The sequence below is a fragment of the Arthrobacter sp. SE2 genome (genome assembly GCF_058244265.1).
This window is the reverse complement of the sequence record NZ_JBZAYA010000010.1, coordinates 106439-125639: the sequence shown is the minus strand read 5'-3', so window position 1 is coordinate 125639 and position 19201 is coordinate 106439. Positions and strand designations below refer to the sequence as shown.

The following is a 19201-nucleotide window of genomic DNA, read 5'->3' as shown; positions in this document are numbered from 1 at the left end:
CCCTTCCGCAATCGTGCGCCGTCAGCGAACAGCGCGATTTGGGAGAACAAATCGCCGTGGAAAACGGTTAGTGTCCAAGTAGTGAAGATCAGGGATGGCAAGTTCAGCAATGGCCCTGTCACCAGCGAGAGGTAAGTACTTATGTCACAGCACGCAGAGGCCCCCAGGATGGCAACCGTCGATCCAGCGGCCCAGGACAACTACATCTACAACCGCCTGCTGAAAGAGCGCATCATCTGGCTCGGATCCGAAGTCCGCGACGAGAACGCCAACGCGATCTGCTCCCAGCTCCTCCTCCTCTCGGCTGAAGACCCGGAGAAGGACATCTACCTGTACATCAACTCTCCTGGCGGCTCCGTGACTGCCGGCATGGCCATTTACGACACCATGCAGTTCATCCCGAACGACGTGGTGACGGTTGCCACCGGGCTCGCGGCCTCGATGGGCCAGTTCCTCCTTTCCTCGGGCACCAAGGGCAAGCGCTACGCCACGCCCAACGCCCGCATCCTGATGCACCAGCCTTCCGGCGGCATCGGCGGCACGGCGTCGGATATCAAGATCCAGGCGGAGCTGATCCTTCACATGAAGAAGGTGATGGCCGAGCTGACTGCCGAACAGACCGGGCAGACTGTAGATACGATCCTCAAGGACAATGACCGCGACAAGTGGTTCACGGCCGTCGACGCTCTCGAGTACGGCTTCTTCGACAAGATCGCCGCCCACGCAGGCTCGGTTGCCGGCGGTGGCGGAACGGCCAACGCCTCGAACTCAGAGAACTAACCGGCACCAAGAAACATTCAGATCAGGAGCAATAACATGAACTACAACTTTGGATGGTCTGCCGGTAATCTCCCGTCCAGCCGCTATGTCCTCCCGCAATTCGAGGAGCGCACGCCCTACGGCTTCAAGCGCCAGGACCCGTACACGAAGCTCTTCGAGGACCGCATCATCTTCCTCGGCGTGCAGGTTGACGACGCTTCCGCCGACGACATCATGGCCCAGCTGCTGGTGCTCGAGTCCACGGACCCGGACCGCGACATCACGTTGTACATCAACTCCCCGGGAGGTTCGTTCACGGCCATGACGGCGATCTACGACACGATGACGTACATTCGTCCGGAGATCCAGACCGTTTGCCTGGGCCAGGCGGCCAGCGCCGCGGCCGTGCTGCTCGCGGCGGGTACGGCGGGCAAGCGCCTCGCCCTGCCCAACGCCCGGGTCCTGATCCACCAGCCGTCGCTGTCCGGCGGCCAAGGGGGCCAGGCCTCCGACCTCGAGATCCAGGCCGCAGAAGTCATGCGCATGCGCTCATGGCTTGAGGACACGCTGGCCAAGCACTCCGGGCGGACGCCGGAACAGGTCAACAACGATATCGAGCGCGACAAGATCCTCACCGCTGCCGAGGCAATGAACTACGGATTGATCGACCAGGTGCTCGATTCCCGCAAGATCAAGCCCCAGGCGATCGCCAGGTAACTGGCCAAAACTCGACGCCGGTGCGGTTCAGGAAATATGGACCGCATCGGCGTTCTGTTTCAACCCAAGCAGCCCATTGTGTCCTACAGTGGAAGTTGTCATGGTGGCGCCCCCCGCTGCGATCTTGCGAAATTGCGGATAGGTACGGGGCTGCACCACCCGCATGAAACGAAGGGAATCCCACATGGCTCGGATTGGCGAGAGCACGGATCTGCTGAAGTGTTCTTTCTGCGGAAAGAGCCAAAAGCAGGTTCGGAAGCTGATTGCCGGGCCCGGCGTGTACATCTGCGACGAGTGCATCGAACTCTGCAACGAGATCATCGAAGAGGAACTCGCCGAAGTATCGGATCTTGGTAGCTTCGAGTTGCCCAAGCCGCGGGAGATCTTCGATTTCCTCCAGGAATACGTCATTGGCCAAGAGCCCGCGAAACGCTCCCTCGCCGTCGCGGTCTATAACCACTACAAGCGCATCCAGGCCGGTCACGCACCGAAGACCGGCCTCGGCGAAGGCGGACACCACGAAGACGTGGAGATCGCCAAGTCCAACATCCTGCTGATCGGCCCCACCGGCTGCGGCAAGACCTACCTGGCACAGACCCTGGCCCGCCGCCTGAACGTACCCTTCGCCGTCGCCGACGCCACGGCCCTGACTGAGGCCGGATACGTCGGCGAAGACGTCGAGAACATCCTGCTGAAGCTCATCCAGGCTGCCGACTACGACGTCAAGAAGGCCGAACAAGGCATCATCTACATCGACGAGATCGACAAGATTTCGCGCAAGAGCGAGAACCCGTCCATCACGCGCGATGTGTCCGGCGAAGGCGTGCAACAGGCGCTCCTGAAGATCCTCGAAGGCACCGTGGCCTCGGTTCCGCCGCAGGGCGGACGTAAACACCCGCACCAGGAATTCATCCAGATCGATACCACCAACGTGCTGTTCATTGTGGCCGGTGCTTTCGCCGGGCTCGAGGACATCATCGGATCGCGGTCCGGCCGGAAGGGCATCGGCTTCGGGGCCCCGCTCAACGAGGTCAAGGACAACGCGGACAGCTACGGCGAGGTGATGCCGGAGGATTTGCTCAAGTTCGGGCTCATTCCCGAATTCATCGGGCGCCTGCCTGTGATCACCACCGTGTCCAACCTTGACCGCTCCGCGCTCATCCAGATCCTTTCCAAGCCCAAGAACGCCCTGATCAAGCAGTACCAGAAGATGTTCCAGCTGGACGGCGTGGAGCTTTTGTTCGACGACGACGCCCTTGACTCGATTGCCGACCAAGCCCTTGAACGTGGCACGGGAGCCCGCGGCCTGCGTGCCATCATGGAGGAAGTGCTGCTGCCGGTCATGTTCGACTTGCCCAGCAGGGACGACATCGCCAGCGTCGTCATCACTGCCGACGCCGTGAACAAGAAGGGCCAGCCCACCATGATCGCGCACGAGGTCATTGCGAAGCGTCGGAATAAGTCCGCCTAGCCTGAGGTTGGCATCATTGGTGCCGGACACCGTTTTCGTCCGGCGAGCCGCGCCCCCTTACGCCTATCGAAGGAGTTCCCTGTGCCCGAGCAGACCGCCAACAAGGTTGATTTCTGGTTCGATCCCATGTGCCCATTTGCCTGGGTGACATCCCGCTGGATCGGTGAAGTGGAAGACGTTCGGGGGATCGAGACCAGCTGGAACGTCATGAGTCTCTCTGTCCTCAACGAAGGCCGCGAGCTGCCTGCCGAATACACGGAGAAGATGAAGCTGGGCTGGGGACCTGTCCGCGTCATCATTGCCGCCCGCGAGCTGCACGGAGACGAGTACATCAAGCCGCTGTACGACGCGATGGGTTCCCTCATCCATCACGAAGGGATCAAGGATTTCGCCGAGGTCATCTCCAAGGCACTCGCTGAAACCGGACTGCCGGCCGAGTTGGCCCGCTTCGCCGATTCCGAGGAATACGACGTCCACTTGCGTGCCAGCCACGAATCGGGGATCTCCCTGGTGGGCCAGGATGTCGGCACCCCCGTGGTCGCCGTCAACGGCACGGCCTTCTTCGGCCCTGTCCTGACCCGCATTCCCCGCGGCGAGGAAGCCGGCCGGATCTGGGACGCCACCGTCACCTTGGCCGGTTACCCGCACTTCTTCGAGCTCAAGCGCAGCCGCACGGAAAGCCCGGAATTCAACTAGCCTGAATTCAACCGGCCTGAATCCAACTAGCCCGGGCCGCGGCGGTCGTCTGAGCCGCAGGCACGGCTATTTCAGGAAACGCGACGTTCTACGGTCCGCCAGGATCTTTCCGTTCGTCTGGCAGCCAGGGCAATATTGCAACGCGGTGTCGGCAAAGGACACCTCGCGGATGGTGGTCCCGCACGCGGGGCAAGGCTGACCCGCCCTGCCGTGGACCCGCATGGTGTTCCGCTTCGCGTCCTTGAGTTCGCTTGAGGCTTTCCCGACGGCGGCGGCCACAGCCGCACCCAGGACGCTTTCGATGGACTCATAGAGGACATGGGTGGTTTCCTTGTCCAGCGACTTGGCGATCGCGAACGGTGAAATCCTGGCTGCGTGAAGGATCTCGTCACTGTAGGCGTTCCCGATTCCCGCTATGACACTTTGGCTCCGAAGGAGTCCCTTGATCTGATGCGCGCTTGTGGAAAGGATTCCGGCCAGGGTTTCTTCGTTGAACGCAGGGCTCAGGGGGTCCGGACCGAGTGTCGCGATCCCGGGAACGTCCACGGGGTTGCGCACCACGTACACGGCAAGGCTCTTCTTGGTTCCGGCCTCCGTGAGGTCCACGCCGACGTGGGTTGAGCCGTCGCTCTTGGTGAAGCCGAGCCTCGCGGCAATGTTGCTCCCGCCCATCCGTAGCTGGGTCTGCGATGGCTGCTCCGTGTAGCGGAGCCACCCGGCCTTGGCGAGGTGGAAGATGAAATGGATGCCCTCGGCGTCGAGACTGACGAACTTTCCGAAGCGTTCCACGCCGACGATTTTGCGACCCTCCAGGGCTGAGTAAGGCGGATCGGCTGTCTTCAGCACGGCAAAAGAAGTGATCTGGATCTTCGTCAGTTCGGCGCCGAGAAGATTCCTGCCCAGGAAAGCAGTCAACCCGGCCACTTCGGGAAGTTCTGGCATAGCAACACTGTGCCACAAAGCACGCAACCCCGGTAACCCGGGGGCCTGCCACGAGGCCCTCGAATTACATGCCAGTAGTTCCTGAAGAGGGCTTGTGCTTGCCGGGGAGGGGGTCAAGAATGGAACTTACCCACTTCGAAAGAAGAGGGACACGGAAACCAGAGATTCAGTGATATGTATCTGACGCAGCCTTCGGCAAAGTTGGATGCAAGCTACCAGTGACGAGGTAGGAAGACCTGAAAGTCCGAGGATTCCGCCAGACTGTCAAGACGTCACCAGACAGCCGAAGAGTCGAAGCCCCACCAACGGCTAAACGCTGATGGGGCTTCCCCTTTGCCCGGAAATTCCCGGTACTGCCCGCAAATTCGCCTTTGCCCGGAAACTCCCGGGCAGCCCCGGAACTCCCGGGCTCTCCCAAACTACGCTTGAGCGGGCTCCTCGGCAGGTGCCAGGACCACGTCGCTCACCGTGAGTTCGCCGTCGCCGGATACCAGTGAGATCTCCTGCGCGTTGGCCGCGGCCTTCAGGTCTCCCAGCCCGGCTTCCAGCTGTGCAACAAACGACTCGGTAGCGGTGATGGTGGCCGAGAGGACCTCGGTGCGCTGCTTGACCTTGGCCTCGGACTTGGCTTTGCGGATGCCGCTCAGCGCGATGCCGACGGTGCCCAGCATGGTGGTGTCGCCGTCGACGATTTCCATGGCTGCCGGCCACGCCGCGCGGTGGACTGAACCCGTGCGCCACCAGCTCCAGACCTCTTCGGTGGCGAAGGGCAGGAACGGCGCGAACAGGCGCAACAGCGAGTCCAGCGTGGTGGCAAGGGCAGCAAGCACGGATGCCTGCTCAGTCTCGCCGGCGGCACCGTAGGCGCGGTCCTTAATGAGCTCCACGTAGTCGTCCGTGAACTGCCAGAAGAACGATTCGGTGATCTGCAGGGCGCGGGCGTAGTCGTAGTTGTCGAACGCCTTGGTGGACTGCGCCACGACGTCGGCCAGCTGGGCGAGCAATGCCCGGTCTAAGGGGTTGGTCAGGGGCCCCCGCGCGGGCGTTTTTTCCGCGTGGGGGAGACCAACCCCGGGGTTGGTGAGGACGGACAGGTCCGCGCCGACCACCGAGTTCTCGGTAGCCCCCAGGTTCAACACGAACTTGGAAGCGTTGAGCAGCTTGATGGCCAGGCGGCGGCCGATCTTCATCTGGGCGATCTCATAGGCAGTGTCCGCACCGAGCTTGGCCGAGGCGGCCCAGTAACGGACGGCGTCGGAGCCGAATTCGTTCAGAACGTCGGTGGGAACAACCACGTTGCCCTTGGACTTGGACATCTTCTTGCGGTCCGGGTCCAGGATCCAGCCCGAGATGGCCGCGTGCTTCCACGGTGCGCTGTTCTGCAGGGCATCTGCCCGGACAGCCGAGGAGAAGAGCCAGGTGCGGATGATGTCGTGGCCCTGCGGGCGGAGGTCGAAGGGGTAGACCTTGCCGAACAGATCCTCGTCACGGCTCCAGCCGCCCACGATCTGCGGGGTCAGAGAAGACGTGGCCCAGGTGTCCAGGACATCCGCGTCGCCGATGAAGCCGTTGGGCTGCTCGCGCTGGGACTCGTCGAAGCCGGGGGCCGCGTCCGCCGCAGGGTCCACGGGCAGGGACTCGTCGGACGGCAGGATGGGGTTTTCGTAGTCCGGGTTGCCCTGGGCATCCAACGGGTACCAGACGGGGATCGGCACGCCGAAGAAGCGCTGGCGCGAAACGAGCCAGTCGCCGTTCAGCCCGGAGATCCAGTTCTCGTAGCGTGAGCGCATGAAGGACGGGTGGAACTCGATCTCGTGTCCGCGCGCGATCAGCCGTTCGCGGCGGTCTTCGTCCCGCCCGCCATTGCGGATGTACCACTGGCGCGACGTGACAACTTCAAGGGGCTTGTCGCCCTTCTCGAAGAAGTTCACGGGGTGGGTGATCTTCTTGGGCTCGCCATCCAGCAGCTCGGCGGCAATGAGAAGCTCAACCACCGTCTCCTTGGCAGAGAACGCCGTCTTGCCGGCGATTGCAGCGTAGGCTTCCTTGCCGGCGTCGGTGGTGATCCACTCAGGTGTCTCGGCGATGATGCGGCCGTCGCGGCCCATGATGGCGCGGGTGGGCAACTGCAGCTCGCGCCACCAGGTGACGTCAGTGAGGTCGCCGAAGGTACAGACCATGGCGATGCCGGACCCCTTGTCCGCCTTGGCGAGCGGGTGGGCTTTGACCTCGAGCTCGACGTCGAACAGGGGGGACCTGACGGTCTTGCCGAACAGCGGCTGGTAGCGCTCGTCGTCGGGGTTTGCCACCAATGCGGCGCACGCGGCGAGCAGTTCCGGACGCGTTGTTTCGATGTAGATCTTCTCGCCGTCGGCGGTGAAGAAGGGGTAGCGGTAGTACGCGCCGGCAACTTCGCGGTCCTCCAGCTCGGCTTGCGCGACGGCGGTACGGAACGTCACGTCCCACAGGGTGGGGGCCTCGGCCATGTAGGCGTCCCCGGCGTTCAGGTTGGCGAGGAAGGCGCGCTGGGACACCGCACGGGAGGTGTCGTCGATCGTGCGGTACGTCAGGTCCCAGTCAACGGACAGGCCGAGGGTCTGGAACAGGTTCTCGAAGACCTTCTCGTCCTCGACGGCGAGTTCTTCGCAGAGTTCGATGAAGTTCTGGCGCGAGACGACGTCGAAGTCGCGCTGGTTCTTCGCCGGCTGTGCCGGCGGGCGGTAGTCCGCGTTGTAGGGGATGGCGGGATCGCAGCGGACGCCGTAGTAGTTCTGGACGCGGCGCTCGGTGGGCAGCCCGTTGTCGTCCCAACCCATCGGGTAGAAGACGTTCTTGCCGGTCATGCGCATGTAGCGGGCCTGGACATCCGTCTGCGTGAACGAGAACATGTGGCCCACGTGGAGCGAACCGGATGCGGTAGGCGGGGGAGTGTCGATCGAGTAGACCTGCTCCCGGGTGGTGTCCGGGTTGAACTTGTAGGTTCCTTCGTCCAGCCAGCGCTGCGTCAGGGCAGCCTCAAGGCCTTCAAGGGCCGGCTTGTCGGGAACGTTGATGGGGGCGGTGGCGGGCGTGTCTGTACCCTGCGTTGATTCAGCCATGGGCCAATTGTTTCATGGCGCCCTTTGTTCCGTGGCACGCGGACGTGCAGTAGCATGCGGGCCATGACCGAACTCAAGGATGTTTTGGCTATCAAGCGCATCTATGACGAAGCAGCCGACGACGACGGCTACCGGGTTCTGGTGGACCGGCTCTGGCCCCGAGGGGTATCCAAAGAACGCGCACGGCTGGATCTCTGGCTCAAGGAGATCGCGCCCTCGCCGCCGCTGCGCACGGAGTTTGCCCATATGCAGGAGCGATTCGAGGACTTCCGCCGCTCTTACGAGGCCGAACTGGAACAGAATCCCGCGGTGGAGCAGATGCTGGAGCTGGCCGCGGGGAAGAAGCGTGTGACGCTGCTCTACGGCGCCAGGGATCCTGAAGTAAATCACGCCCGCGTGCTGCTGGAGTTCCTGTTGCGCCTCGATCCGGCAGCGCGGCGTGTGAACGAGTGAAGCATCCGCCGGACAGAAGGTCCTTGCCGCGATGGGCGAGGGCCGTCGTCGTCGTTTATCTGTCGGTGACCTTTGCGGCCGTTGGGGCCGCGCTCGTCGCCGGTTCCTTCGAAATGGATCTGGATGCCGTGTTCCGGGAGCGGCTGATGCGGCAGTGGTGGTGCTGACACTGCCCGTCTCGGCGGCGTATTTCGCAATGGCCTTCCTCGCTGACTCCTCGAGTCCGTCACCGCCGGGTGCCCTTGCAGCGGCGGAGGATTCGGGGTGGCCGCAGGGACCGAATGGCTGGCGGTCACCATGAGCGCCGTGAACGGGCTCACTTCGCAGTCGGCGTGTTCGCTGTGCCCTGGCTGTATCCCACGGGGAAGCGCCCGCTCGTTGCAGTCGCGGCCGGAACGCTGTTCGGGTTCGTGGGTGCTGCAGCGACGCGCGGCTAGCGCCGCGACGCGGTCGGCGCTGGCGAAAACAACGTAGGGTCCCGGTTACGCGGCGGTCTTCCGGGCAGCACCGGATTCGGGTCGGACGGTCCGGTCTGAAGTGGCCTGGTCCGCGGAGGTAACGATGGGCCGGTGCGGGATCGACGAGGCGAGGGCAAGCGCAACAACGAACGAGGTGGCCAATACGGAAACCCAGGCGCCGCGCGGTTCGGTGAGGGCGAGCCCAGGGCCCGCAATTCCGGGTCCGGACAACGCGAGTGCTACGACGAGTGCTGCGGTGACCAGGCCGGAGACCAGCCTGCTCCAAAGCGGACCCCGGCCGGAGAGGGTATAGCCCCCGCCGAGCGCCATCAGGGCGACGGCGATCGCACCTCCGCCGAGTCCTTGGGTGAGAAGGGTGACAATCGCGCCGGGCATCAGCATCGGGGCGACGGCAAACACCAGCGGCGCAAGGGCGAGCCAGCGCCATCCCCGTCGGCCGCCAGTGCGCCGGAGTGCTTCCGCCCAGCCCAGCAGTCCGCCCGCTGTGGCCCCAGGCAGGAGGAGAGCGCCGAAAGTCCCCCACCAGCTGAAAGTGGATGCCGGGCCTGCGAGCTCCACCATATAGCCGCGGAAACCTGCGGCCCAGGCAAGCCCGCATGTGGCGCCGATCGCTATGAACGCGGCATTACGAGCGCCGAAGGAGTTCGAGTTCACGGGACTCTCTTTGTCTCGGGAACCGGCTTGGGCAACGGGTGCGCGCTCCGGTCCGGCCGTCCGGCCAACGGGGTCTTCTGCACCGTGCGCTCGTCGTGCCTTGCCAGTACCCAACCCAGGGCCGCGAAGAGAAGCATCCAGCCGGCTATGGCGAACCTGGCGCCGGTGAATGACAGTGCCAGGGTCGGGAGCATGGGCACGAAGACCCACACGCCCAAGGCGAGCGGAATCCAGCGCTGCCAGCCCTGCCAGACCCCGGCCCGCACCGCCGCGATTCCGTCCAAAACCAGCGCGGCGCCTACCACGATGCTGAAGACGCCATAGGCTGCGCCAAGCAAACCTACGAGTGGCGAGTCCTTGGTGTCGTGGGCGGCCGTAATGGCTGCGAGTTCCGTCACTGCGAGCCCGAGCACGGAGGCGGCGGCAGCGGGATGTCCGATGCGTGCAAGAGTGCTTTGGCCCAGAGCTCCGGTCCACCCCAGGGCAAGCAGGCCGAGCAGGAGGCCCACATGCTGGAGGGCGAACCACACCTGAATAGCGGTAAAGGCCGTGACGTTCAGCGGGTAGCTCCATTGGTTTTCAGGTACGGCGGGCTGAACGAAGGCTAAAAAGATACCCGAGGCTGCACCGAGCACAGCGGTCCAAAAGCAGAGCACGCCAGCGGCTCGGATGGTGAGGAAGGAGTGCTGGTTCGGCGTTTTCATGACACATTTCCTTGTCTATGAAGCTCACTGAAGTTCACTGAAGTAATGCTCTAGTGAGATGCTCTAAATATGGACCCGAAGGCACTACCCGTCAAGAGCATCCGCAGGAACAAGGCGGACGCCACAAGGCGCAAGATCATCCAGGCTGCGCACCAGGAATTTATTGCCCGCGGGTTCCACGGGGCCACGATGGCGGGCATCGCCGCCCGTGCGGGAGTGGCCTCGCAGACCGTGTACTTTGTGTTCCATACAAAGCCCGAACTGATCAGTGCCGTCATTGACGCCGCGGTCCTGGGTGAAGAGGATCCCGGCCTGCCGCAGGCCAAGTCCTGGTGGGCGGACATGGTGGCGGAGCCCGGCGCGGCGGAGGCCCTGAGGATTTTCATCCGTGGCGTCGGTGGCGTTTTTGCGCGCGCCGCAGCCATCTCCGAAGTGCTCCGCGCCGCTGCCCTCACCGACGAAGAGGTGCGCCGGACGCACCAGTACCATGAGACCCTCCGCCAAGATGGGTTTGGCCAGGTCCTGGCGATACTGGCGGCGAAGGGGCCGCTCCGGGCTGACCTGCCATTCGACGAGCTGACCGACGCTTTCATGACCGTTTACGGCGACAGCACCTACAACTTGCTCGCCTCCGAGCGTGGGTGGAGCCACGAGCAGATCATGGTGTGGCTCTGTGACCTGCTTCCAGGGATGCTGTTTGCCGACCCGGTTGCCGAGGGCAGTTGAAGTTGAACGGATCGTGCCGGACGGGCTGCACAGGCTGGAAGGGGAAGCGGACTCGGCCGTGCTGTTCACGGTGGTCAAAGCCGACCGGTAGCGGCGGCGTCCGCAGCCGCATGGACACTGTCGGATTCTGCTCAATCATTCGACTTCGCTCTGCGGATCTGCCTGCAAATCCAGCCCAGCCGCACGGCGCGGGCCGGATGACGGCCGCGGCCGGATCCACGGGATTGATTCCCTGTACGAACAGCTACCGCTGCACGAGATTGTGGTGGTCAGTGTTCCGCTGAACGAGCAGACCCGCAAGCTGGTCGACGCCCGGTTCCTGGCGGCGATGCCGGACGGCCCGCTGCTGGTCAACGTGGCGCGCGGGACCGTCGCGGATACGGAGGCGCTGCTGCGCGAGACGTCCTCCGGCAGCCTCCGAGCGGCCGTGGGCGTCACGGACCCTGAACCGCTGCCGCGCGACCATCCCCTGTGGACCGTTCCGGGCGTCCTGATCACTCCGCACGTGGGCGGTGCCAGCACCGCCATGCTGCCCCCGGATGGCGCGGCCCATCCGCAAACAGATCGAGCTGTTGCAGTCGGGGCAGGAACCGGTCAACGTGGTGCTCGGGGCGGCAGCCAGGCCGTAACCGGCGCGGCTCGGTTGGGCGGGCAGCCCGGTGACGTAGAGCCCGCGGGCACCGATAAAGTGGTGCCATGACTTTGGGAGCCCAGAACACGACAGCAGCACAGAACAAGACGGCAGTAGTCACCGGCGCCAGCACGGGAATCGGCGAAGCCACGGTGCGGGCCCTCGCCGCCGATGGATGGAAGGTATTCGCCGTCGCCCGCCGTGCGGAACGGCTCGAGGCACTCCGCGCCGAGAGCGGCGCTGTGCCGTTCGCCGCCGATATCACCAACGACGACGACGTCGCGGCCTTGCTCTCCGCCGTCACCGAGGCAGGGGGAGCGGACACGCTCATCAACATTGCCGGCGGCGCTCGGGGCGCGGACACCCTGGCCAATGCCCAGACCGAAGACTGGGACTGGATGTACCAAGTCAACGTGCTCGGCACCCTGAAGCTGACACGGGCCTTCCTCCCGATGCTGCGAGCCAATGGCGAGGGCACAGTTTTGAACCTCACGTCGACTGCGGGATTCACGGCCTACGAGGGCGGCGGCGGGTACAACGCGGCCAAGTTCGCCCAGCACGCCATGACCGGCGCCCTGCGCCTGGAGGAAGCCGAGAACAACATCCGCGTCATCGAGGTGGCGCCAGGCCTCGTCCACACGGAGGAATTCGCGCTCAACCGCCTCGGCGACGCAACTGCGGCAGCCAAGGTGTACGCCGGCGTCGAGAAGCCGCTCACACCCGAGGACGTCGCCGACGTCGTCAAGTACGCGGTCTCAGTGCCGCACCACATCAACCTCGACGAGATCATCGTCCGCCCGGTGGCGCAGGCCGCTACCCACAAGTTGATCCGCAAGGGCTAAGTTTCCGGCGGCGCGCGCCCCATGCCCTCAAGTGGAGCTCCCGGCGCCGCTGCCGCTAGACTTGTGGCACAAGCTTTGACCCGGACATCACCGGTGAGCTTCCGGAAGAACGCCCCCGCCACCACTGGGGTCAGTAGAACCGGACGGGTAAGCCCGTCACAGCAGCAATGAGCGGCCGACGCCGGAACAGTTCCTCTTCACAAGGGGCAGTGCCAGCGGCGGTAAGTGAGGTGGTACCGCGGTACCGGCGCTGTTGGAAACAACGCAGCTGGCGCCGTCCTCGCATCCTGAATGAAACTTTGTGTTCACCGGCTCAACCCAGGATGAAGAGATGACGTATTACCCCAAGGCCTCCGCGGCACTTTCAGGCACAGCTCCGTCCGGCACTTCCACAGGGGTGTCCGCCTCCGTGAAGTTCCCTGAGATCGAAGAGCGCATCCTCAAATACTGGGATGAAGACGGCACCTTCCAAGCCAGCATCGACCAGCGCGACGCTGATCTGCCCGGTGGGCACCCCGGCAGCAACGAGTTCGTCTTCTACGACGGTCCTCCCTTCGCCAACGGACTGCCCCACTACGGGCACCTCCTGACCGGCTACGCCAAGGACCTGGTGGGCCGCTACCAGACCCAGCGCGGCAAGCGCGTCGAACGGCGCTTCGGCTGGGACACCCACGGCCTGCCCGCGGAACTCGAGGCCATGAAGCAACTGGGCATGACGGACAAGACCCAGATCGAAGCGATGGGCATCGACAAGTTCAACGACGCCTGCCGCGCCTCCGTCATGAAGTACGCAGACGAATGGAAGAGCTACGTCACGCGCCAGGCACGCTGGGTGGACTTCGACAACGACTACAAGACCCTGAACGTCGAGTACATGGAGTCTGTCCTTTGGGCCTTCAAGCAGCTCCACGAGAAGGGCCTCACCTACAACGGTTACCGTGTCCTGCCGTACTGCTGGAAAGACGAGACGCCGCTGTCCAACCATGAGCTGCGCATGGATGACGACGTCTACAAGAACCGCCAGGACCAGACCGTCACGGTGACCTTCCCCATCAAGGCGGGGGAGTCGGAACTCTCCAAGTCCCTTGAAGGTGTGCAAGCCCTCGCTTGGACCACGACCCCCTGGACCCTGCCCACCAACCTGGCGCTCGCCGTCGGGCCCGACATCGCCTACGCGGTGGTTCCGGCCGGTCCCAACGGCATCAAGGCCGCCTCCGCGGAGGCTCCTGTGACGGGTAGCTTCCTGCTCGCCGCCGATCTGCTCGGCACCTACGCGAAGGATCTTGGGTACGGTGATGGTGCCGATGGCGTAGCTGCCGCCACCGCCGCTGTCACGGCCAGCTACACCGGCACCGAGTTGGCCGGCCTGGAGTACGAGCCGCTCTGGGACTACTTCTCCGACACCGAGAAGTACGGAACGCAGAACGGCTGGCGTTTCCTCGTGGCGGACTACGTCACCACGACTGACGGTACGGGCATCGTCCATCAGGCCCCGGCCTACGGCGAGGACGACCAGAAGGTCTGTGAGGACGCGGGCATCCCCGTGGTGCTTTCGGTCGACGAAGGCGCCAAGTTCCTTCACTTGTTCGCGCACGGACCGCTCGCCGAAATCTCCGGGCTGCAGGTGTTCGATGCCAACAAGCCGATCACCCAGGCACTGCGTTCCGGCGGTCGTTTGGTCCGCCAGGCCAGTTACGAGCACAGCTACCCGCACTGCTGGCGCTGCCGCAATCCCTTGATCTACCGTGCCGTGTCCTCTTGGTATGTGGAGGTCACCAAGTTCAAGGACCGGATGTCCGAACTGAACCAGGAGATCAACTGGATCCCGGGCAACGTCAAGGACGGACAGTTCGGCAAGTGGCTTGCCAACGCCCGCGACTGGTCCATCAGCCGCAACCGCTACTGGGGCTCACCCATCCCGGTGTGGCAGTCCGATGACCCCGAGTACCCACGCACGGACGTTTACGGCTCCCTCGCCGAAATGCAGGCAGATTTCGGCCGCCTTCCGGTGAACAACGACGGCCAGGTTGACCTGCACCGCCCGTTCATCGATGAACTCACCCGGCCCAACCCGGACGACCCACGCTCCCCTGAAGAGGGCCAGTCCACCATGCGCCGGGTCGAGGACGTGCTGGACGTCTGGTTCGACTCGGGCTCCATGCCCTATGGCCAGGTGCACTATCCGTTCCAGAACGAGGAATGGTTCGACACCCACAACCCTGCCGACTTTATCGTCGAGTACATCGGGCAGACCCGTGGCTGGTTCTACATGCTGCACATCCTGTCCACGGCCCTCTTCGACCGGCCCGCCTTCCGCAATGTGATCAGCCATGGCATCGTCCTGGGCTCCGACGGGCAGAAGATGTCCAAGAGCCTGCGCAACTACCCGGACGTCTCCGAGGTCCTGGACCGCGACGGCTCCGACGCCATGCGCTGGTTCCTGATGTCCAGTCCCATCCTGCGCGGCGGCAACCTCGTGGTCACCGAACAGGGAATCCGCGACGGCGTCCGCCAAGTCATCCTGCCGCTGTGGAACGTCTACAGCTTCTTCACGCTATACACGAACGCCTCCAATAGTGGCGCCGGCTATGATGCCAAGCTGCGCTACGACGGCTACACGGACACAATGGACCAGTACTTGCTGGCAAACACCGGGGACCTTGTCCGCAACATCACCGCCAGCTTGGACGAATACGACATCTCCGGGGCCTGCGATGAACTGCGCAGCTACTTGGACATGCTCACCAACTGGTACGTGCGCCGCAGCCGTCAGCGCTTCTTCGATGAGAACACCGACGCCTTCGATGCACTCCACACGGCCCTCGAAGCCGTCTGCCGTGTCTCGGCGTCGCTGTTGCCCCTCGTTTCCGAGGAGATCTGGCGCGGCCTGACCGGCGGGCGCTCCGTGCACCTCGCAGACTGGCCCGAGGCATCGCTGTTCCCGGCAAACCCGGAACTCGTCGAGGCCATGGACCGGGTCCAGCAGATCTGCTCCACCGGCTCCAGCCTGCGCAAGGCCGCCAACCTTCGCGTCCGCCTGCCGCTCCAGGAGCTCACGGTAGTGGCACCCGGCGCGGATGCGCTGGAAGGCTTCGCCGCCGTCGTCGCGGATGAACTGAACCTGCGGTCCGTCCGACTCCTCGACGCCGCCACGGCGTCGCCGGAGGAATTCGGCATCGAGCAGAAACTCGTGGTCAACGCCCGCGCGGCAGGTCCGCGACTGGGCAAGAACGTCCAGCAGGCCATCAAGGGTTCCAAGTCCGGCGACTGGTCCGTTTCCGACGCAGGAGTGGTGACGGCAGGCGGCCTCGAGCTCGAATCGCAGGAGTACACGCTCGAGACGGTCGTCGCGGAATCCGCGGATGGTTCGTCCGCGGCGGTCGCAGTCCTTCCGGGCGGTGGCTTTGTGGTCCTGAACACCGAAGTCACTCCGGAACTGGCTGCCGAAGGCCTGGCGCGCGACATGGTCCGCGCCATCCAGCAGGCCCGCAAGGACGCCGGACTCAACGTGAGCGACCGCATCCACACCACGGTCCTGGCTGTCCCCGACGTTGTTGACGCCTTGCGCGCCAATGAAGAGCTGGTCAAGACCGAAACCCTGTCCCTCAAGCTCGACCCCGTCGTCTCCGGCGACGCGGCCGAGCCGCAGATCACCGTGACCAAGATCGAGGCCTAGTACATGAGCGACGAATTCTCCGTAGAAAGCGTCTACGCCGAACTCCTGGGCCGCGCCCCGGAAAACAAAATGGAGCCGCGGCTGGCGCCCCTGTACCGGGCGATGGATGTGCTGGGGGAGCCCAACAAGGCCTTCCCGATCATCCACATCACGGGCACCAACGGCAAGACATCCACCGCCCGCATGATCGAGGCGGGGCTTCGCGCCCACGGCTTGAGCACGGGCCGTTACACGAGCCCACACTTGTCGAAGGTCACGGAGCGCATCAGCATCGACGGCGAGCCGGTTTCGGATGAGACTTTTGTCCGGATCTGGGACGAGATCCGTCCGTACCTCGAGATCGTGGACAAGGAACTCGAGGCCGATGGCCAGCCCAGGCTCACGTACTTCGAGTGCCTGACCATTCTTGGCTTCGCGATTTTCGCGGACCAACCCGTCAACGTCGCCGTGATTGAAGTGGGGCTGGGCGGCATCACCGACGCCACGAATGTGGGCGACGGGCAGGTGTCCGTAGTGACGCCGATTTCGCTTGACCACACGGATCTCCTGGGCGACACCACCGAGGACATCGCCCGCGAGAAGGCCGGCATCATCAAACCCGGCGGCTTCCTGGTCAGCGCGGCCCAGCCCGTGGACGCCGCGCAGGTGCTCCTGGAGAAGGCTCGCGAGGTGGGGGTGCCGTTCCGCTTCGAAGGTGTCGAATTCGGCGTCGAGGCCCGCAGCGTGGCCGTCGGGGGCCAAGTGCTGACCATCCAAGGGCTCGCGGGCCGCTATGAGGACCTGCTGCTGCCCTTGCACGGCGCCCACCAGGCCGAGAACGCGGCAGTCGCCGTCGCGGCCCTGGAGGCGTTCTTCGGTGGCGGTGAGAAGGAGCTTGACGGCGAGCTCTTGCGCGAGGCTTTCGGTAATGTCACCTCGCCCGGCCGTCTTGAGGTGGTGCGTACTGCTCCCACGATCATCGTGGACGCCGCCCACAACCCTGATGGCATCCGCGTCTCGGCCGAGGCAATCGAAGAGGCCTTCAGTTTCAGCAAGCTGGTGGTGGTCCTCGGGATTCTGAAGGAAAAAGACGCGGAGGAAATTTTGCGGCAGCTCAAGGAATCCCTGGGCGGACTGGCAGAGGAGTTCTGTTTCACGCAATCCAGCTCGCCGCGGGCCATCCCGGCCGCGCAATTGGCCGATCTAGCCGTCGATCTTGGCTTCGGTGCGGACAACGTCCACATCGCCGAGAAGCTGGACGACGCGATCGAGTGGGCCGTGGAACGTGCCGAAACCAACGATGACCTGGCCGGCGGGGTACTCGTCACGGGTTCCATCACCGTGGTGGCCGAAGCCCGCATGCTTCTTGGGAAGGTTGGTTCCTAAGCGTGGCCAAACTGACCAAAGCCCAGCGCGAATGGCGGCCCGGGATGCCCAAGAAGCGCCGCTCCACCAAAGTGATGTTCGCTTCGACCGTTCTGCTTCTCGAGGCCTTCGTCGCGTTCTTCGCTACCTTGGCAGTCTTCGGGCTGAAGCGTGGAGAGGTGCAGCCGGCGCTGATCCTGACATTCGGCATCACCCTGAGCCTCGTGCTGGTCTTCGCTTGCGCCGTGCTCGGCAGGCCCTGGGGCATTGGCGTCGGCTGGGTATTGCAGCCGGTCTTGATTTCCTCCGGCTTCATCGAGCCCACGATGTTCGTGGTGGGAGTCCTCTTCGCGGCGTGCTGGTGGTACGGCATCCGTGCCGGCATGCGGATCGACCGCGAGAACGCCCAGCGTGATCGTGAGCAAGCCGAATGGAACGCTTCGCACGGGGAAGACTCTGCCGGGCAGTCCGCCTGAGCGAAACCCCGTAAACTGGCTGGGAAACCCACACACTCAACATTGGAGCAACCGTGAGCATTGAGCGCACCCTTGTACTGATCAAGCCCGACGGCGTCGCCCGCAACTTGAGCGGCAGCATCCTCGCCCGCATCGAGTCCAAGGGATACTCCTTGGTCGAATTGAAGAAGGTCAACGCCACCCGCGATCTGCTGGAGCAGCACTACGAAGAGCACCTGGGCAAGCCGTTCTACGAGCCGCTGGTCGAGTTCATGCTCAGCGGACCGGTTGTCGCTGCCATCTTCGAGGGCCACCGCGTGATCGAAGGCTTCCGTTCCCTTGCCGGAACCACGGACCCGACGACAGCGGCGCCCGGCACCATCCGCGGCGACTTCGGTCGTGACTGGGGCCTGGCTGTGCAGCAGAACCTCGTCCACGGTTCCGACTCGGTGGATTCCGCCGAGCGCGAGATCAAGATCTGGTTCGGCGCGTAGTTTCCCGCCAAGGCCAACAGCGGAAGGGGCCCCTGTTCAGGTGAACAAGGGCCCCTTCCGCTGTTAATGGGATAAGTACTCAGTAACCGGACGTCCCGATGAAGACATTGATGAAGGCAAAGAAAATGCTCGCGATCACGCCAACGTAGAGCAGCGCGGAAATGATCCAACCGGATTCGCTCAGGATCTTGGCCAGGCCTGCGGGGGCTGGAATGACCCCGTGCGCCACATTCCTGATGGTCACGAAGACGAAGAGCGGGATCATGCATGCCCACACCACCATGCAGAACGGGCACAGGATGTGAATGACATACAGTGCCTGGGACCAGAGCCAGACGATGAAGATGAAGCCCAGGGTGACGCCCGTCTGCAGCCCGATCCAGTACCAGCGGGCGAACTTGGCCCCGGCAAAGATCGCCATGGCGGTGGTGATGATGACGGCGAAGGCGACAATGCCGATGAACATGTTGGGGAAGCCGAAAACCGAACTCTGCGGTGTCTTCATGACGCTGCCACAGGAGACCCACGGATTGAGGTCGCAGGCCGTGATGTGGTTGGGGTCCTGGAGAACCTGCAGCTTTTCCAGCACAAGGGCCCCGGATGCCAGCCACGCAATGGCGCCGGTGGCGAGGAGGAGCCACGCAAAGGGGCGGTCGCGGACCATGCGTGGCATGGCCCCGTCGGGGCTCCTCCCGGTTTTCTCCTGCCGGAGGGAGCGGGCATCGTTATTGGCCAGGTTCGGGCTGGCGGGGCTCGGCATGGTTGGCTGTCCTTTTCTGGATGGCCCGGCGCAGGACCGGGGACTGCTCTTGGGAGGATTCTAGCCGCGGAGGCTGGAGGACGCGTCCAGCGAACGCGGCGGCACGGAAGCTTTCAGGGCACGCTTCCTGCCGGGAGTGCGGGCGTGTGAGAGAATGAACATGGCCGGAAGCCGATCCACATGCGGAATCCGGTCCGGTATCTTGTTCCCAAGATCGCCAGTCATATGCAGGGCATGCCAGGGATCCAATGATCCCCGGTAGCGCCGCAGTGACAATGGACGGCACCTGGTTGTGGCATT

At 64.0% G+C, this 19201-nt stretch carries 18 protein-coding genes; 13 read left to right on the top strand and 5 right to left on the bottom strand.

Annotated features, from left to right (window positions below; translation table 11 throughout):
• Nucleotides 1–168 precede the first annotated feature (168 nt).
• From AC4CS3_RS15085 to AC4CS3_RS15070, 4 genes are all read left to right on the top strand, one after another.
• Nucleotides 169–780 carry an ATP-dependent Clp protease proteolytic subunit gene (locus tag AC4CS3_RS15085; protein ID WP_234749995.1) on the top strand — a complete coding sequence of 204 codons (612 nt, stop codon included), beginning with the start codon at nucleotides 169–171 and terminating at the stop codon, nucleotides 778–780.
• Nucleotides 781–816: 36 nt separating this feature from the next.
• The gene (locus tag AC4CS3_RS15080; RefSeq protein WP_234749864.1) at nucleotides 817–1476 is read left to right on the top strand and encodes an ATP-dependent Clp protease proteolytic subunit; all 660 of its coding nucleotides are present in this window, start codon (nucleotides 817–819) and stop codon (nucleotides 1474–1476) included.
• Between the two features lie 184 nt (nucleotides 1477–1660).
• A complete protein-coding gene (clpX, locus tag AC4CS3_RS15075) occupies nucleotides 1661–2947 on the top strand; it encodes an ATP-dependent Clp protease ATP-binding subunit ClpX (protein WP_059389365.1) in 1287 nt (428 codons plus the stop codon).
• A gap of 126 nt (nucleotides 2948–3073) precedes the next feature.
• Nucleotides 3074–3643 carry a mycothiol-dependent nitroreductase Rv2466c family protein gene (locus AC4CS3_RS15070; protein WP_490784191.1) on the top strand — a complete coding sequence of 190 codons (570 nt, stop codon included), beginning with the start codon at nucleotides 3074–3076 and terminating at the stop codon, nucleotides 3641–3643.
• 66 nt (nucleotides 3644–3709) lie between these two features.
• On the opposite strand, the gene AC4CS3_RS15065 is transcribed toward AC4CS3_RS15070, so the two are convergent.
• Entirely contained in the window at nucleotides 3710–4585 is an 876-nt protein-coding gene (locus AC4CS3_RS15065; RefSeq protein ID WP_490784144.1) for an Fpg/Nei family DNA glycosylase, read from the bottom strand.
• 419 nt (nucleotides 4586–5004) lie between these two features.
• Nucleotides 5005–7683, bottom strand: coding sequence for a valine--tRNA ligase (gene valS, locus AC4CS3_RS15060; RefSeq protein WP_490784143.1), 2679 nt, complete (start codon nucleotides 7681–7683; stop codon nucleotides 5005–5007).
• A 63-nt stretch (nucleotides 7684–7746) separates the two neighbouring features.
• Between valS and AC4CS3_RS15055 the strand changes: the two genes are divergently transcribed.
• Both AC4CS3_RS15055 and AC4CS3_RS15050 read left to right on the top strand, forming a co-directional pair.
• On the top strand, nucleotides 7747–8136 hold the full coding sequence (locus tag AC4CS3_RS15055) for a DUF488 domain-containing protein (protein WP_490784142.1): 390 nt from the start codon (nucleotides 7747–7749) through the stop codon (nucleotides 8134–8136).
• Between the two features lie 23 nt (nucleotides 8137–8159).
• Complete coding sequence (locus AC4CS3_RS15050) at nucleotides 8160–8303, top strand: hypothetical protein (protein ID WP_490784141.1); 144 nt, start codon at nucleotides 8160–8162, stop codon at nucleotides 8301–8303.
• Between the two features lie 315 nt (nucleotides 8304–8618).
• On the opposite strand, the gene AC4CS3_RS15045 is transcribed toward AC4CS3_RS15050, so the two are convergent.
• The gene (locus AC4CS3_RS15045; protein ID WP_490784140.1) at nucleotides 8619–9269 is read right to left on the bottom strand and encodes a hypothetical protein; all 651 of its coding nucleotides are present in this window, start codon (nucleotides 9267–9269) and stop codon (nucleotides 8619–8621) included.
• Nucleotides 9266–9973, bottom strand: a complete 708-nt coding sequence (locus AC4CS3_RS15040) for a hypothetical protein (protein WP_490784139.1) — start codon at nucleotides 9971–9973, stop codon at nucleotides 9266–9268. The genes AC4CS3_RS15045 and AC4CS3_RS15040 overlap by 4 nt, the downstream gene beginning before the upstream one ends.
• A 69-nt stretch (nucleotides 9974–10042) precedes the next feature.
• Between AC4CS3_RS15040 and AC4CS3_RS15035 the strand changes: the two genes are divergently transcribed.
• The 7 genes from AC4CS3_RS15035 (at nucleotide 10043) to ndk (ending at nucleotide 18141) form a co-directional block, all read left to right on the top strand.
• The gene (locus AC4CS3_RS15035; protein ID WP_490784138.1) at nucleotides 10043–10699 is read left to right on the top strand and encodes a TetR/AcrR family transcriptional regulator; all 657 of its coding nucleotides are present in this window, start codon (nucleotides 10043–10045) and stop codon (nucleotides 10697–10699) included.
• A gap of 265 nt (nucleotides 10700–10964) precedes the next feature.
• Nucleotides 10965–11399: an NAD(P)-dependent oxidoreductase gene (locus AC4CS3_RS15030; protein WP_490784137.1), complete on the top strand. Its 435-nt coding sequence runs from the start codon at nucleotides 10965–10967 to the stop codon at nucleotides 11397–11399.
• The gene (locus AC4CS3_RS15025) at nucleotides 11396–12172 is read left to right on the top strand and encodes an SDR family oxidoreductase (RefSeq protein WP_490784136.1); all 777 of its coding nucleotides are present in this window, start codon (nucleotides 11396–11398) and stop codon (nucleotides 12170–12172) included. Before AC4CS3_RS15030 ends, AC4CS3_RS15025 begins: the two co-directional genes overlap by 4 nt.
• A gap of 331 nt (nucleotides 12173–12503) precedes the next feature.
• Nucleotides 12504–15848 (top strand): isoleucine--tRNA ligase, encoded by a 3345-nt coding sequence (ileS, locus tag AC4CS3_RS15020; RefSeq protein WP_490784135.1) that lies wholly within the window; start codon nucleotides 12504–12506, stop codon nucleotides 15846–15848.
• Nucleotides 15849–15851: 3 nt separating this feature from the next.
• Nucleotides 15852–17213 (top strand): bifunctional folylpolyglutamate synthase/dihydrofolate synthase, encoded by a 1362-nt coding sequence (locus AC4CS3_RS15015; RefSeq protein ID WP_490784134.1) that lies wholly within the window; start codon nucleotides 15852–15854, stop codon nucleotides 17211–17213.
• A 2-nt stretch (nucleotides 17214–17215) separates the two neighbouring features.
• Complete coding sequence (locus AC4CS3_RS15010; RefSeq protein ID WP_490784133.1) at nucleotides 17216–17668, top strand: DUF4233 domain-containing protein; 453 nt, start codon at nucleotides 17216–17218, stop codon at nucleotides 17666–17668.
• Nucleotides 17669–17721: 53 nt separating this feature from the next.
• Entirely contained in the window at nucleotides 17722–18141 is a 420-nt protein-coding gene (ndk, locus tag AC4CS3_RS15005; RefSeq protein WP_284991209.1) for a nucleoside-diphosphate kinase, read from the top strand.
• Between the two features lie 79 nt (nucleotides 18142–18220).
• Here ndk and AC4CS3_RS15000 read toward each other — a convergent pair whose 3' ends face one another.
• Nucleotides 18221–18901, bottom strand: coding sequence for a vitamin K epoxide reductase family protein (locus tag AC4CS3_RS15000; protein WP_490784132.1), 681 nt, complete (start codon nucleotides 18899–18901; stop codon nucleotides 18221–18223).
• Nucleotides 18902–19201: the final 300 nt, after the last annotated feature.

Coding starts and splice junctions, on each gene's coding strand:
- AC4CS3_RS15080 (WP_234749864.1), top strand. CDS start 817: ATGAACTACAACTTTGGATGGTCTGCCGGTAATCTCCCGTCCAGCCGC.
- AC4CS3_RS15065 (WP_490784144.1), bottom strand. CDS start 4,585: ATGCCAGAACTTCCCGAAGTGGCCGGGTTGACTGCTTTCCTGGGCAGG.
- ileS (WP_490784135.1), top strand. CDS start 12,504: ATGACGTATTACCCCAAGGCCTCCGCGGCACTTTCAGGCACAGCTCCG.
- valS (WP_490784143.1), bottom strand. CDS start 7,683: ATGGCTGAATCAACGCAGGGTACAGACACGCCCGCCACCGCCCCCATC.
- AC4CS3_RS15015 (WP_490784134.1), top strand. CDS start 15,852: ATGAGCGACGAATTCTCCGTAGAAAGCGTCTACGCCGAACTCCTGGGC.
- clpX (WP_059389365.1), top strand. CDS start 1,661: ATGGCTCGGATTGGCGAGAGCACGGATCTGCTGAAGTGTTCTTTCTGC.
- AC4CS3_RS15070 (WP_490784191.1), top strand. CDS start 3,074: ATGTGCCCATTTGCCTGGGTGACATCCCGCTGGATCGGTGAAGTGGAA.
- AC4CS3_RS15025 (WP_490784136.1), top strand. CDS start 11,396: ATGACTTTGGGAGCCCAGAACACGACAGCAGCACAGAACAAGACGGCA.
- AC4CS3_RS15000 (WP_490784132.1), bottom strand. CDS start 18,901: ATGCCGAGCCCCGCCAGCCCGAACCTGGCCAATAACGATGCCCGCTCC.
- AC4CS3_RS15040 (WP_490784139.1), bottom strand. CDS start 9,973: ATGAAAACGCCGAACCAGCACTCCTTCCTCACCATCCGAGCCGCTGGC.
- AC4CS3_RS15055 (WP_490784142.1), top strand. CDS start 7,747: ATGACCGAACTCAAGGATGTTTTGGCTATCAAGCGCATCTATGACGAA.
- AC4CS3_RS15035 (WP_490784138.1), top strand. CDS start 10,043: ATGGACCCGAAGGCACTACCCGTCAAGAGCATCCGCAGGAACAAGGCG.
- AC4CS3_RS15085 (WP_234749995.1), top strand. CDS start 169: ATGGCAACCGTCGATCCAGCGGCCCAGGACAACTACATCTACAACCGC.